Below are 12,787 nucleotides of genomic sequence, written 5' to 3' on the forward strand. Positions count from 1 at the left end.
TTGGGGAATAGGCAGGCAGGCGCGAAAACGCCCGGGCGCCGAGGCGGCCTGAAGCACTGACTCCGTAAGGGAGTGCGGTGGAATATCGCTGCATCACTTCACCTGTTTTGTTTTTTTAAGTGTGAGTGCGTGTAACTGATGGGGCCGACTATAAACCCGACCACCAAATAATCTCAATATATAATTTTACATCCCATATTTTGGGATTTATCCAGCAAACCGTTGACAAGCTTTTCCGGGCACATCCATTCGAATCGATAACAGCGCGCCGTCCAACGGGTGATTGAGCGGGCTTGCGGCGCTGGTGATGTACAGGGTTTTGAAGTCTTCGCCACCGAATACACAACTGGTGGGACGGCTGACCGGCAGTTCGATTACCCGATCCACATAACCGTCCGGGTTCAATCTGAGCAGACAACTGCCGTCCCAACGGGCATTCCATATATAGCCCTCGGCATCCATCGCCGAGCCGTCGGGGCCGCCACGTTCGTGGGGGCCAAGCCAGACATAGGCGGTGTCCAGGTTGCCGTCGGTATGGATGAAATACCGGTAAAGCGTGCTGTCGAGGCTGTCGGCGAAATACAGGGTTGTGCCGTCGTCGCTCCACAGCAACGTGTTGGGAATACCTAATCCTCGAAGCAGCGGCGTGACCCGAGCATCGCGGTCAATGCGAAACAGCCCCCCCGAGCGACGCACGACAGGTAAATCTTCGCCCTGCTCGCCGATGTTGTTTTGCATGGTGCCCAGCCAGAGCCGGCCCTGGGCATCGCAGCGAGCTTCGTTGGGGCGATTGCCGGGTTGCGGATCGGCCATGCAGAACAAGGTCAGCCGAGGTTCCAGGCCTGGGGAATCCAGATCCAGCCGATAAACCCCACTGCTCAATGTCACCAGGGCATCGCCGCTTTCGCAGGGGATGAACGCGGACACGTGTTCCGGCATCTGCCAGATTTCCACGTTGGCGCCGATCAGCCGGAGCGCTTGTTTACCGGCGATATCTACCCAATACAGTGCCTGGGTTGGGGCATCCCAAAACGGGCCTTCGCCGAGTTGCGCACGGTGTCCGGTAACCGCAGTCCACGTCATGAAACCTCCTGCTTTTATCTTTTATGTGGGAGCGAGCCTGCTCGCGATTGCGGTCTGTCTGGCACATGGATGTTGGATGTACCGATGCTATCGCGAGCAGGCTCGCTCCCACAGGGTTCGTCTGGTTAGCTGGCCTTTTTATCGGCCATGACTTGCGGGTAGAAGCGTTTGATCGCCAGGTCCGCGTTATCGATCAGCGTCATGCAAGCCCACACACCCCGCGCGGCATCCCGGGCGGCGATGGCGTCGGCCATGTCTTTGTGGATTGGCAAGGTTCGGCGCAGTTCGTCCGGGTCAGCGGCAGACACTTCGAAAGACACTGCCAGCAACGCGCCGAGGGCCGGGACCATTTGTTCGATGAATTGATTGTGGCTGGCGGCGAGGATGCACTCGTGAAAGAACTGGTCGGCGCGGTTGTAATCGATGCCGCTGTCCACTGCCCGTTCCAGCGCGTTATAGGCCTGGAGTACGGCTTGCACTTGTTCCACCGTCGCCCGCTCGCAGGCCCAGCGCACCGCCATGGGTTCGATGGTGCGGCGCAGGTCGAGCAGGTCGTCGACGAAGTTTTCCGGTAGGCCGCTGCGCGACAACCAGCCGACGACTTGCGGATCGAAGAGATTCCAGCGCCGCACCGGCAATACGCGTGTACCGACCTTTGGCCCGACTTCAAGCATGCCTTTGGCCACCAGGGTTTTGATGGCTTCGCGGATGACCGTGCGACTGACACCGAGCTGCTCGCCCAGATCGGCTTCGACCTTGATGGTTTCGCCGGGTTTTACCTGGCCGGCAGCAATCCAGCACCCCAGCCAGTCGACCGTCGACGCATGAAAACTGCTGGACATGGGCACCTCGTCGACCGGAGATAAAAAAGAAACGACACAAAGCCGTTCGCGATGGGTGTCCACGCTAATCATCATATGATTGGGTGTCAATTGGATTTTCAGGTGTCCCTGAAAAAACGGACTTGCCCGCCTGCTCAAAGGGATTTGAACATACCCGCTTTGTAAACTACGTTTAGCCGCAACAGATCAGGTAGTCAGCGATCTGCTCCCCTTCAAATCCGCTATCGATAGGTATGAACATGGACATGGATGCGTCTACGAAATACCCCATTGTGTTGGTTCACGGTCTTTTCGGCTTCGATAGAATCGCCGGTTACCCCTACTTCTTCGAAATCGAGGAAGCCCTTGAACGCGCCGGCGCCCAGGTGTTTGCCGTCAATATTCCAACCGTCAACGGTAATGAGGAACGCGGTGAAAAACTGCTCGAACACGTCGACCGCATTTTGCTGGAAACCGGAGCCGCCAAGGTCAATCTGATCGGCCACAGCCAAGGCCCCTTGGCCGCACGCTACGTTGCAGCCCTGCACCCGGAAAAAGTCGCGTCGGTCACCTCGGTCAGCTGCCCCAATCACGGCTCCGAGATTGCCGACCAATTGCATAAGGCGCTGACGCCCGGAGAGTTGCCCGAAGCCTTCGTACTGGCCCTGTTGAGCGCGGTCGGCACCTTCATTTCGTTGATCAGCGGCCACCCGGAAAACCCCGTGGACCCTCAAGCTGCATTCGAATCGCTGACCAGCGCAGGATTGGCTGCCTTCAATCGCAAGTACCCGCAAGGGGTGCCAAAGGTTTGGGGCGGGGAAGGCAACGAAGTTGAAAACGGCGTGTATTACTACTCCTGGAGCGGGATCGTGCAGAACTTCCAAAGCCTGCAACTCCTCGACCCGACCCATTTGAACTGTAAAGTGCTGTCGAAGTTATTTTATAAAGAGAAGCACGCCAACGATGGACTGGTCGGTCAATACAGCTCTCACTTGGGCAAAGTGATCCGCTCGGATTATCCCATGGACCATTTCGACGCAGTCAATCAGATGGCCGGGATCAACAGTTGGAACGTGAGCCCGGTCATGCTCTACCTGGAACATGCTGCCCGACTCAAGAGCAAGGGTTTGTAAGCCCATAAAAAAACGGCCCGTTGCAATAACGGGCCGTTTCGTTTCCGGCGCTCAACCCGTTACGGCTCAAGCCCGATAGGGAAGAATTCGCCACCGCTCCACACGCCCAGCCAACGCTGCCCGTCGATCTCACGGGTCACCGCCAGCTCCACCAGTTGGTAGAACACGTTGCGGTGAATCAGCGCTTCAAGATTGGTGCGCACATGCACGTACGGCGCGGGTTCTTGAGTTACCGGATCGATCACCACGCGCATAGGGTGCTCGGCGCCGGCATCGGCCGTTTCATCGACGTTGGTGGTAAAGCGCAAGACCTGAGCTTCACCCTCGCCTTCGACCTCCACGGCAATCGCCACGAACGGCGCATCGTCAACCTTGATGCCAACCTTTTCGACCGGGGTAATCAGAAAGTAATCATCGCCATCGCGGCGAATAATGGTGGAGAACAGCTTGACCATCGGCTTGCGCCCGATCGGCGTGCCCAGGTAATACCAGGTGCCGTCGCGGGCGATGCGCATGTCGATGTCGCCGCAGAAGTCGGGGTTCCACAAGTGGACCGGCGGCAAGCCTTTGGTTTTGGGGATTTGCCCCAACAGGTCGTTGGCTTTTTGCGGGCCACTCATGGCGTTCTCCTTTGAATTACTGGTCGCTGAGCCCCAGCAGGCTACGAGCGTATTGCTCCAGCGGCGGGCCCAGCAAGTCTTCTGGCTTGTTGTCGTGGAACGTCAGTAAACCGCCACGACTCTTGATACGTGCAGTATCGATCAAATACTGGGTGCTGGTCTCGATCAACATGATCTGAATTACGCCGTTGTCGATTCCGAGGCGATCCACGTGTTCCTGGTCGAGCCATTCGTCCGAATTGCCGATGCGGTCGTCGGCCTTGGCAAAACGGGTGTACAGCAGGTAATGGGCGCCGGCGGCACGGGCTTCGCCCATGGCAGCGTCGAGGCCTTCCGGCGCGCGGGCGCGGCGAACCATCGGGAAATATTCGATAAAGCCGTTGAAGGCCTCCTCGGCCACCACGTTAGGGCGCGGGTAGGCATTGCCCGGCGGCACGAAGGCACCTTGGGCGATGTAGATGAACGAGTCCGGCTGAATGCGGAAGTTATTCACGCGACGGCTGTCGCTGTGGTCCAGCAGCCCCGCGTCGCTCATGTGGTAGCGAGTCCCTTCGGCCATATCGCTGACATTCATGCAGCCACCAAGCGCCAAAACGGCCAGCAGCAAAACCAGGCTACGCATCCTACCCTCCAGAGGCCGGTGACGGAAAACCGGCGAATGGCCATGGGATGCAGCTTCCGCGCCAGCTCAATGTACAGGGGATGTGTCAGGTGTTTTTGGGGAACCGAAAGATAGCTTTCGCGGGCAAGCCTCGCTCCTACAGGTCATATGTGTAACCTGTGGGAGCGTGGCTTGCCCGCGATGAGGCCCGATCAGCCGCCAATAATTTTCATGATGGTCGCACCACCAGAGAACGCCACTTCCTGCTTGTCCCCCAAGGCTTTGACCAGCAGTCGCTGCAAGGCCGGTAGCGCCTGGTGACGAGGCTTGTCCAGCAGGTCGCCGACATAGTGGCGATTGCTTGACGACAGGCAGCCATGCAGCCAACCCGTGGACGACAAGCGTAGACGCGAACAGGTGCGGCAAAACGGAACGCTTTCGTTGGCGATCACGCCGAAGTGGCCCAGCCCTGGAATCTGGTAACGCACCGCCGTGGCATCGACCGGCGCATCGGCCTGAAGGTACTCGTAGCGCTCGCCGATCAGGCTCAGCAATTGCTGAAGGCTGACGAACTGCTGCAGGAAGGCGTTGGAGTCGCTGGCCAGGTGGCCCATGCGCATCAACTCGATGAAGCGCAACTCGTAGCCGCGCTCCAGGCAGTAGTCGAGCAGTGGCATCACCTGATCGAGGTTCTGCCCACGTAGCGGCACCATATTGACCTTGATCTTCATGCCGGCCGCGGCGGCCTGGTCCATGCCGTCGAGGACGGTCGCCAGATCACCGCCGCGCGCAATGCTGCGAAAAGCGCTGGCATCCAGGGTATCGAGGGAAACGTTGATGCGCCGAATGCCGGCATCCACCAGCAGTGGCAGCTTCTTCGCCAGCAACTGACCATTGGTGGTCAGACTGATGTCCGCCAGGCCCATCTGCCCGACGGCGGTCATGAAGGCTTCGAGTTTGGGGCTGACCAGTGGCTCGCCACCGGTAATGCGCAAGCGCTCGATGCCCGCAGCTTCGATCAGATAGGCCACGCCGCGTGCCATGGCCTCGGCCGACAACTCATCCTGCGCAGCCACCAGACGCTTGCCGTTGGGCACGCAGTAGGTACAAGCGTAGTTGCAGGCTGAGGTCAGACTGATCCGCAAATTGCGAAAACGCCTGCCTTGACGGTCAACGATCATGATCACTCCGGCGAAAGAAGATTCGAACGCGCAAAACTTGACTCACAAATCAAGTTTTAGCAAGCCCTATGCCTGAGTATATTCCTGCGGTACTGCGCCATGTAGCTAAATCATGGCGCAATAAGGCAACTGAATGGTTCAGCTGCTCGGCGTGTCGGTATCGCGCTTGCGCTTGTTGCCCATGCGCACGCCGATGTCCATCAGGAACTGGAAGAAACCTTCCTGATCTTCCAGCACGTTGCTCCAGAACGGCGAGTGATACAGCGCCACGGCGCCGTGCACCAGCGCCCAGGCCGCGCAGTAATGGAAGTAAGGCGGCACGTCTTCGAGCTTGCCTTCGCTGATCCGGCCCTTGATCAGCAGGGTCAGGCGTTCGAAGTTCGAGGCGCGGATCTTGTGCAGCTCCTCGACCATCTCCGGCACCTGGTTGCCCTTGACCACCTTTTCTTCCAGGCGATCGAACAACCGATAGCGTTGCGGATCGCGCATGCGGAATTCGAAATAGGCCCGGGACAGGGCTTCCTTGTCCTTATCGACATCGGCGGAATGCAACAGCTCGTTCAAATCGCGCTCGTAATCGAGCATCAGGCGCAGATAGATCTCTGCCTTGGATTTGAAGTGCTTGTAGATCGTGCCTTTGCCGATACCGACGGCATCAGCAATCATCTCGACGGTGACACTGTCTTCACCTTGTTCGAGGAACAGCTTGAGCGCGGTATCGAGAATTTCTTGCTCGCGGCGACGAAACTCACGGACCTTACGAGGTTCTTTATGCATAAGAAAAGGTCTGTAGGGGTCAAAATTCGAAGCCGCGTATTATGCCTAACTTACGCCAAAATGCACGGATCATCCGACCATATATGTGTTTCTTGATGAATTCGCGCAACCTCGGCGGTTGATGAGAACTCAACCGAAGCGCGCGTATTCCAAATTTGTTTAAAAACCCGACCAGCTAAACTGGACTCGGCGCAATACTGATCAATACTTCAACTGTCGGCGAGGCATCTCCCCCAAGTGTCGCGCCGATGAAGGTACCAAAGGATTGCGTGCCTTTGTTTTACTCCTAATGGTCTTAACCCGGATTCACCCCCCAGAACCCGGGTTTTTTTTGCCTGCGATTCAGCGGCCAAAGCCCCTTGGGAGCTGCCGAAGGCTGCGATCTTTTCTAACGTTACACCGATGCCGCGACGTGCGCCAACGGGAACAAACGCTTGAAATTCTCGGTGGTTTGCTCGGCAAATCGTTCGTAGGACTCACCTCGCAACATAGCCAGAAATTCCGCTACCTCGCGCACGTATTGCGGCAGGTTCGGTTTGCCGCGATAAGGGATCGGCGCCAGGTACGGCGAGTCGGTCTCCACCAGCAACCGGTCAGCCGGCACCTTGCTGGCCACATCCCGCAGGGCATCGGCATTGCGAAAAGTGACAATACCGGACAAGGAAATGTAATACCCCATGTCCAGCGCAGCCTTGGCCATCTCCCAGTCTTCAGTAAAGCAATGCAGCACGCCCGCCTGAGGCAGTGCCGCCTCGCGTAGCAGCTCAAGGGTATCGGCCCGCGCGCCACGGGTATGGATGATCACCGGTTTGCCGGTCTGCTGAGCTGCTTGCAGGTGCAAACGGAACGATTCCTGCTGCAACGCTGCTGCTTCCGGCTCGTAGTGATAATCCAGGCCGGTTTCACCGATCGCCACCACTCGCGGATGGTTGAGTTCGCGCAACAGCCAATCCAGCGCCGGTGCGGCACCCGGCTGCACATCGAGGGGATGCACGCCGACCGAACAGTCGACATCGTCGTAACGTTCGGCCAGGGCTTTGACGTCGGCGGCGTTATCGGCGCTGACGCCAATACACAGAAAGTGCCCTACCCCGCGCTCACGGGCCGCATCGAGTGCGGCATCCAGGGAGCCGTCGTGGGCAGTGAGGTCGAGGCGATCAAGGTGACAATGGGAATCTACGAGCATAAAAAGGGCTGCAACTTACATCGTATGAGTGGGACGGTCGGACTTCAGGGCTCCGGCCAGATGGGTTTCGATTCGACTGCGCGCGGTGTTGTCGCCTTCGTTGAATTGCACACCAACCCCCGCGGCACGGTTGCCTTGGGCGCCTTTGGGGGTGATCCAGGTGACCTTGCCGGCAACCGGAATTTTTTCCGGTTCGTCCATCAGGTGCAGCAGCATGAAGACCTCATCGCCCAACTTGTAGCTTTTGTTGGTCGGGATAAACAGGCCACCGTTCTTGATGAACGGCATGTAGGCCGCGTAGAGCACGGCCCTGTCCTTGATGGTCAAGGACAAAATGCCATTGCGCGGCCCCGGACTGATGGGTTCGTTCATGCTGACCTCCATTTCTGATGATCAGAGTCTAGGCCCAGACGGTCACTTCTGGGTAGGCAAGGATACCCATTGCACCAACAGCGCCTCCAGCAACAACGCAGGATTGAGGTTGGCTTTACTCATCACTTTCTGCCGCTGGGCGAGGATCCAGTCCTGGATATTCAGGACTTTGTCCTGTGCGGATTTCTGCGCCAGGTATTGAACGACCTTGCGCATGTCCGCCAGGCCCAGCCCTGCTTCATCCTGAGTCAATTGATAACGCAGGATCAGGCTCGACCAATCACAGAACCAGTCGAACAGCAGCAACATGGGAATGGTTTTCCACTCCTCGGCCAATTGCGTCGGCGATTGCTGCTGCTTGAGCAGCTTCTTCACACCCTCGACCACCAGCGCCCGCTGCTCGCGCACGCCTTGTGCCTGCAGCTTGACCGCGGCCAGGGGCGAACCGGCGGCGAGGGTCAGCAGTTCAATGCGCTCTTCTTCCGAACAGTCCGGCAAAGCGCTGGCCAGCCAAGCCAGACTCATGGCCTCGCTTGGCAACGGACAGGCCTGCTGCACGCAACGGCTCTTGATGGTTGGCAGCAGACGGCTGGTCTGGTGGCTGACCAACAGCAATACGGTATCGCCGGACGGTTCTTCAAGGCTTTTCAGCAAGGCGTTGGCGGCATTGATGTTCATCGACTCGACTGGCTCGATCAGCACCACTTTGCGACCGCCCATCTGCGCGGTCTGAACCACGAAGCTGACCAGATCACGAACCTGATCGACCTTGATCGCCTTGTCTGCTTCTTCCGGCTCCAGGATGTAGTTGTCGGGGTGACTGCCGGCCTTCAGCAGAAGACAGGATTTGCACTCGCCGCAAGCCTCCAGGGCAGATGGGCGCTGGCACAATAAACTGGCCATCAAACGCTCAGCCAGCGCACGCTTGCCGATCCCGGCCGGGCCATGCAGCAAATAGGCATGGGCGTGCTGGGCACGACCGGCCAATTGCTGCCAGAGGCTGTCCTGCCACGGATAGGCTTCAGCCACGGGTCAACTCCAGCAGACGTGGCAACAAGGCATCCAGAGACTGCTGAACCTGCGCCAGCGGCTGAGCGGCATCCACCAGGACATAACGCGCAGGATCCGCCTTGGCACGCTCGAGGAAGGCAGTGCGCACCGCATCGAAAAACGCTCGGCCTTCGAGCTCGAAGCGATCCAGGCGACCGCGGGCGCTGGCCCGTGCCAGACCCACTTCCACCGGCAGATCGAAGATCAGCGTCAAGTCCGGGCGCAGATCGCCCTGGACGAACGTTTCGAGGGTCGCGATGCGCTCCAGCGACAAACCGCGGCCACCGCCCTGGTAGGCATAAGTCGAATCGGTAAAGCGATCGCACAAAACCACCGCACCACGGGCCAGCGCCGGGCGGATCACCTCGGCCAGATGCTGGGCTCGCGCGGCGAACACCAACAGCAGCTCGGTGTCGGGGTTCATGACCTCATCGACCGGCGCCAATAGCACGTCGCGGATCCGCTCAGCCAGGGGCGTGCCACCGGGCTCCCGGGTCAACACCACTTCGATCCCGGCAGCGCGCAGACGTTCGGCCAGGTATTCGCGATTGGTGCTCTTGCCGGCGCCTTCCGGGCCTTCCAGGGTAATAAACAAGCCAGTCACAGGCAGTCCTTAGTCAGAGTCATTGCGGGCTTTGCGGCGCGGGCGCATCCGCTTCGGGTGCTGGCGCTGGCTCTTGTGCAGAGCCTTGCCCGGAGTCTTGCGGCGCTACGGGAGGCAGGTCTTCGGGCATCGTATCGGGCGAAGCCGCCGGGATTGGCGCCTTGGTATCTTCCGTCTGCGGCGTGACAGTCGGCGCCGGGCTGGAACGGTAATCGGCTCGTCGATTGATCTGGAACTCGCGCACCGCATTGTTGTGGGCGTCCAGATCATCGGAGAACACGTGGCTACCATCACCGCGCGCGACAAAATACAGGCTGTTGCCGTTCGCCGGATTCAGCGCTGCATGGATCGCTTCGCGACCGACCATCGCGATGGGTGTCGGCGGCAAACCAGCAATCACGTAAGTGTTGTACGGCGTCGGCTCCTTGAGATGAGCGCGGGTCAACTTGCCGTTGTAGCGATCACCCAGACCATAAATCACGGTCGGATCGGTCTGCAACAGCATGCCCATCTCCATGCGCCGCACGAACACGCCGGCGATCTGCCCACGTTCCTGCGGCACACCGGTTTCCTTTTCCACCAATGAGGCCATGATCAGCGCCTGATAGGGCTCGGTGTAGGGTACGTCGGCAGCGCGCTGGTTCCACTCCTTGGCGAGGACCTCGTCGAGGCGGTCGTAAGCTTTCTTGAGCAGATCGGCGTCGGTCATACCACGCACGAAACGATACGTGTCGGGAAAGAATCGTCCTTCCGGAAAAATCCCGCTGTGCCCGAGCTTGTCCATCACTTGGCTGTCGCTCAGACCGTTGAGGGTCTGCTCGAGTTTTTCATCCTTGGCCAGGGCCGCGCGAACCTGATGAAAATTCCAGCCTTCGACCAGCGTCAGGCTGTACTGCACCATTTCTCCGCGTTTCCACAGGTCGATCAGCCCGTTGACTGTCATACCGGGCACCATGCGGTATTCGCCGCTGTGCAGCGGTTGCCCTGCCAGATTGAAGCGCCAATACACACGCAGCCAGAACGCGTCCTTGATGACACCATCGGCTTCAAGTCGCAGGAAAGTGCGGTTTGGCGTAGTGCCTTTGGGTACTTCCAGCAGCTCTTCCTGGGCGATGTTCAGCGGCTGTTCCAGCGCCGAATCGATTTTCCAGGCGCAAGCGCCCGCCAACAGCCCCGCCAGAACCAATCCGGTTTCCAGCAGCAGCAAGAATTTACGTCTCACGAATCAAGCATCCAGTAGCGCACGAGCAATGGTTTGGAGTTTACGGGTGAGCGGCCCAACCGGCCAGCTCAGTGCGGCATAGGCGCGCACCGGCCAAACGCCATACACGCTGTTGCAGACAAAGACCTCGTCAGCCCATTGCAGCTGCTCGAGGGTGATATCGGTGATTTGCGTGGGAATCCCCAATGACTTGGCTTGAAACAATAATTCGGCACGCATCACACCCGCCACGCCACAGCGTTTGAGATTGGCGGTTACCAGTACACCATCGCGCACCAGAAACAGATTACTGAACACGCCTTCGATCACCCTCCCGACCTGATCCAGCATCAAGCCTTCGGCATGCTCGGAGTCCTGCCATTCGGAGCGGGCGAGCACCTGCTCCAGACGATTCAAATGCTTGAGACCGGCGAGCAATGGTTGCTTGGAAAGACGTGTCGCACAAGGAAACAGCCGAACGCCCTGCTCCGCATGAACAGCCGGATAAGCAGCAGGAGGATTGCCTTGCAGAATGCGTCGAGCCTGAGCCGAGGGATCGGCGGTGTAACCGCGCAAGCTGTCGCCGCGGGTGAGGATGAGTTTGAGCACGCCCTCGCCCAGCGCCGCGGCATAGGCCAGCAGCTCTGCGCGGATCAGTTGATGATCGGCGGCGATCGCCAAGCGCGAACAACCCTCCGCCAGACGCGACAAATGTCGATCCAGCAGCAGCGGCTGCCCGCCCTTGACCGCGATGGTCTCGAACAGACCATCACCGTAAGCCAGGCCGCGATCCTTCAGCGACAAAGCGTCAGCCGGTTGACCGTCGACCCAGCTGTCCATCAGTCAGCGAACCGGCGGAACACCAGCGAGCCATTGGTACCGCCAAATCCGAAGGAGTTGGACAGCACCACGTCGATATCCATGCCACGCGCGGTGTGGGGTACGAAGTCGAGGTCGCAGCCTTCGTCCGGCTCATCGAGGTTGATGGTCGGCGGTGCTACCTGGCTGTTGATGGCCAGTACGCTGAAAATCGCCTCGACCGCGCCCGCCGCACCCAACAGGTGACCGGTCATGGACTTGGTCGAACTGACCGCCAGCTTGTAGGCGTGATCGCCGAACACGGATTTGATCGCACAGGCTTCGGCAAGGTCGCCAGCCGAGGTCGAGGTGCCGTGGGCGTTGATGTACTGAACCTGATCGCCATTGATCTTCGCATCGCGCAAGGCATTGGTGATGCAACGCGCAGCACCCGCGCCATCGGCCGGTGGCGAGGTCATGTGGTAAGCGTCGCCACTGGTGCCGAAGCCGATCAGCTCGGCGTAGATGGTCGCGCCACGGGCCTTGGCGTGCTCCAGCTCTTCGAGAACCAGTGCGCCGGCGCCGTCGGACAGCACGAAGCCATCACGGCCTTTATCCCATGGACGGCTGGCGCGGGTCGGCTCGTCGTTGCGGGTCGACAGTGCGCGGGAGGCACCGAAGCCGCCCATGCCCAGACCACACGCGGCCATCTCGGCACCACCGGCAATCATGACGTCGGCTTCGTCGTACATGATGTTGCGTGCCGCCATGCCGATGCAGTGTGTACCGGTAGTACACGCGGTGGCGATGGCGTAGTTAGGTCCCTGTGCCCCCAGATGGATGGACAGGAAACCGGAAATCATATTGATGATCGAGCCAGGCACGAAAAACGGAGAAATCCGTCGTGGCCCGGAATCATGCAGTGTGCGACTGGTCTCTTCGATATTGGTCAGACCGCCAATACCCGAGCCCATAGCCACGCCGATCCGCTCGCGATTGGCGTCGGTGACCTCAAGACCTGCGTTACGCACGGCTTGAAAACCTGCAGCCAGACCGTATTGAATGAACAGGTCGAGTTTGCGAGCTTCCTTGACCGACAGGTATTCCTCGACATTGAAGCCCTTTACCGAGCCGCCAAAACGGGTGGAATAGGCAGAAAGGTCGGTGTGTTCGATCAGACCAATGCCACTACGGCCAGCCAGAATGCCCTGCCAGCTGCTCGGCACATCCGTGCCCAGTGGCGACAACATACCCATACCGGTGACTACGACGCGTCTACGCGACACAGCACTCTCCTTTTTCAAATGACGACTTTGCATCAGGCCTAAAGAAAAAACCGCACGCCATGATGGCAGTGCGG

Annotated in this window: 14 protein-coding genes; 1 reads left to right on the top strand and 13 read right to left on the bottom strand. The window is 59.2% G+C overall.

Translation table 11 applies throughout. The features are described 5' to 3' along the window. Positions 1–207: 207 nt before the first annotated feature. On the bottom strand, positions 208–1,083 hold the full coding sequence (locus AB7M22_RS18975; protein ID WP_454187431.1) for an SMP-30/gluconolactonase/LRE family protein: 876 nt from the start codon (positions 1,081–1,083) through the stop codon (positions 208–210). 125 nt (positions 1,084–1,208) lie between these two features. Beyond that, positions 1,209–1,925: a FadR/GntR family transcriptional regulator gene (locus AB7M22_RS18980; RefSeq protein ID WP_050683259.1), complete on the bottom strand. Its 717-nt coding sequence runs from the start codon at positions 1,923–1,925 to the stop codon at positions 1,209–1,211. Positions 1,926–2,164: 239 nt separating this feature from the next. On the opposite strand from AB7M22_RS18980, the gene AB7M22_RS18985 reads away from it, so the two are divergent. After that, complete coding sequence (locus AB7M22_RS18985; RefSeq protein ID WP_008014341.1) at positions 2,165–3,037, top strand: esterase/lipase family protein; 873 nt, start codon at positions 2,165–2,167, stop codon at positions 3,035–3,037. 59 nt (positions 3,038–3,096) lie between these two features. Here AB7M22_RS18985 and AB7M22_RS18990 read toward each other — a convergent pair whose 3' ends face one another. From AB7M22_RS18990 to fabF, 11 genes are all read right to left on the bottom strand, one after another. After that, the gene (locus AB7M22_RS18990; RefSeq protein ID WP_008014342.1) at positions 3,097–3,657 is read right to left on the bottom strand and encodes a DUF1285 domain-containing protein; all 561 of its coding nucleotides are present in this window, start codon (positions 3,655–3,657) and stop codon (positions 3,097–3,099) included. Positions 3,658–3,673: 16 nt separating this feature from the next. After that, the gene (locus tag AB7M22_RS18995; protein ID WP_007903975.1) at positions 3,674–4,279 is read right to left on the bottom strand and encodes a DUF4823 domain-containing protein; all 606 of its coding nucleotides are present in this window, start codon (positions 4,277–4,279) and stop codon (positions 3,674–3,676) included. 191 nt (positions 4,280–4,470) lie between these two features. Further along, positions 4,471–5,439, bottom strand: a complete 969-nt coding sequence (locus AB7M22_RS19000; RefSeq protein ID WP_123357798.1) for a GTP 3',8-cyclase MoaA — start codon at positions 5,437–5,439, stop codon at positions 4,471–4,473. Positions 5,440–5,577: 138 nt separating this feature from the next. Next, on the bottom strand, positions 5,578–6,216 hold the full coding sequence (locus AB7M22_RS19005; protein WP_007942012.1) for a TetR/AcrR family transcriptional regulator: 639 nt from the start codon (positions 6,214–6,216) through the stop codon (positions 5,578–5,580). Between the two features lie 394 nt (positions 6,217–6,610). Next, a complete protein-coding gene (locus tag AB7M22_RS19010) occupies positions 6,611–7,402 on the bottom strand; it encodes a TatD family hydrolase (RefSeq protein ID WP_454187432.1) in 792 nt (263 codons plus the stop codon). Between the two features lie 15 nt (positions 7,403–7,417). Continuing rightward, on the bottom strand, positions 7,418–7,774 hold the full coding sequence (locus tag AB7M22_RS19015; protein ID WP_008014345.1) for a PilZ domain-containing protein: 357 nt from the start codon (positions 7,772–7,774) through the stop codon (positions 7,418–7,420). Positions 7,775–7,816: 42 nt separating this feature from the next. Continuing rightward, a complete protein-coding gene (locus AB7M22_RS19020) occupies positions 7,817–8,803 on the bottom strand; it encodes a DNA polymerase III subunit delta' (RefSeq protein ID WP_454187433.1) in 987 nt (328 codons plus the stop codon). Further along, the gene (gene tmk, locus AB7M22_RS19025; RefSeq protein WP_008067785.1) at positions 8,796–9,428 is read right to left on the bottom strand and encodes a dTMP kinase; all 633 of its coding nucleotides are present in this window, start codon (positions 9,426–9,428) and stop codon (positions 8,796–8,798) included. Before tmk ends, AB7M22_RS19020 begins: the two co-directional genes overlap by 8 nt. 19 nt (positions 9,429–9,447) lie before the next feature. After that, complete coding sequence (mltG, locus tag AB7M22_RS19030; RefSeq protein ID WP_454187434.1) at positions 9,448–10,650, bottom strand: endolytic transglycosylase MltG; 1,203 nt, start codon at positions 10,648–10,650, stop codon at positions 9,448–9,450. A gap of 3 nt (positions 10,651–10,653) precedes the next feature. Continuing rightward, positions 10,654–11,469, bottom strand: a complete 816-nt coding sequence (gene pabC, locus AB7M22_RS19035; RefSeq protein WP_454187435.1) for an aminodeoxychorismate lyase — start codon at positions 11,467–11,469, stop codon at positions 10,654–10,656. Next, positions 11,469–12,713, bottom strand: a complete 1,245-nt coding sequence (gene fabF / locus AB7M22_RS19040) for a beta-ketoacyl-ACP synthase II (protein ID WP_052964851.1) — start codon at positions 12,711–12,713, stop codon at positions 11,469–11,471. The genes pabC and fabF overlap by 1 nt, the downstream gene beginning before the upstream one ends. Positions 12,714–12,787: the final 74 nt, after the last annotated feature.

Source organism: Pseudomonas sp. ADAK2 TE3594, assembly GCF_053628675.1.

What these genes read in the sequence shown, in the direction of transcription:
- AB7M22_RS18975 (WP_454187431.1), bottom strand. Translation starts at nt 1,083, where the DNA reads ATGACGTGGACTGCGGTTACCGGACACCGTGCGCAACTCGGCGAAGGC.
- AB7M22_RS18980 (WP_050683259.1), bottom strand. Translation starts at nt 1,925, where the DNA reads ATGTCCAGCAGTTTTCATGCGTCGACGGTCGACTGGCTGGGGTGCTGG.
- AB7M22_RS18985 (WP_008014341.1), top strand. Translation starts at nt 2,165, where the DNA reads ATGGACATGGATGCGTCTACGAAATACCCCATTGTGTTGGTTCACGGT.
- AB7M22_RS18990 (WP_008014342.1), bottom strand. Translation starts at nt 3,657, where the DNA reads ATGAGTGGCCCGCAAAAAGCCAACGACCTGTTGGGGCAAATCCCCAAA.
- AB7M22_RS18995 (WP_007903975.1), bottom strand. Translation starts at nt 4,279, where the DNA reads ATGCGTAGCCTGGTTTTGCTGCTGGCCGTTTTGGCGCTTGGTGGCTGC.
- AB7M22_RS19000 (WP_123357798.1), bottom strand. Translation starts at nt 5,439, where the DNA reads ATGATCGTTGACCGTCAAGGCAGGCGTTTTCGCAATTTGCGGATCAGT.
- AB7M22_RS19005 (WP_007942012.1), bottom strand. Translation starts at nt 6,216, where the DNA reads ATGCATAAAGAACCTCGTAAGGTCCGTGAGTTTCGTCGCCGCGAGCAA.
- AB7M22_RS19010 (WP_454187432.1), bottom strand. Translation starts at nt 7,402, where the DNA reads ATGCTCGTAGATTCCCATTGTCACCTTGATCGCCTCGACCTCACTGCC.
- AB7M22_RS19015 (WP_008014345.1), bottom strand. Translation starts at nt 7,774, where the DNA reads ATGAACGAACCCATCAGTCCGGGGCCGCGCAATGGCATTTTGTCCTTG.
- pabC (WP_454187435.1), bottom strand. Translation starts at nt 11,469, where the DNA reads ATGGACAGCTGGGTCGACGGTCAACCGGCTGACGCTTTGTCGCTGAAG.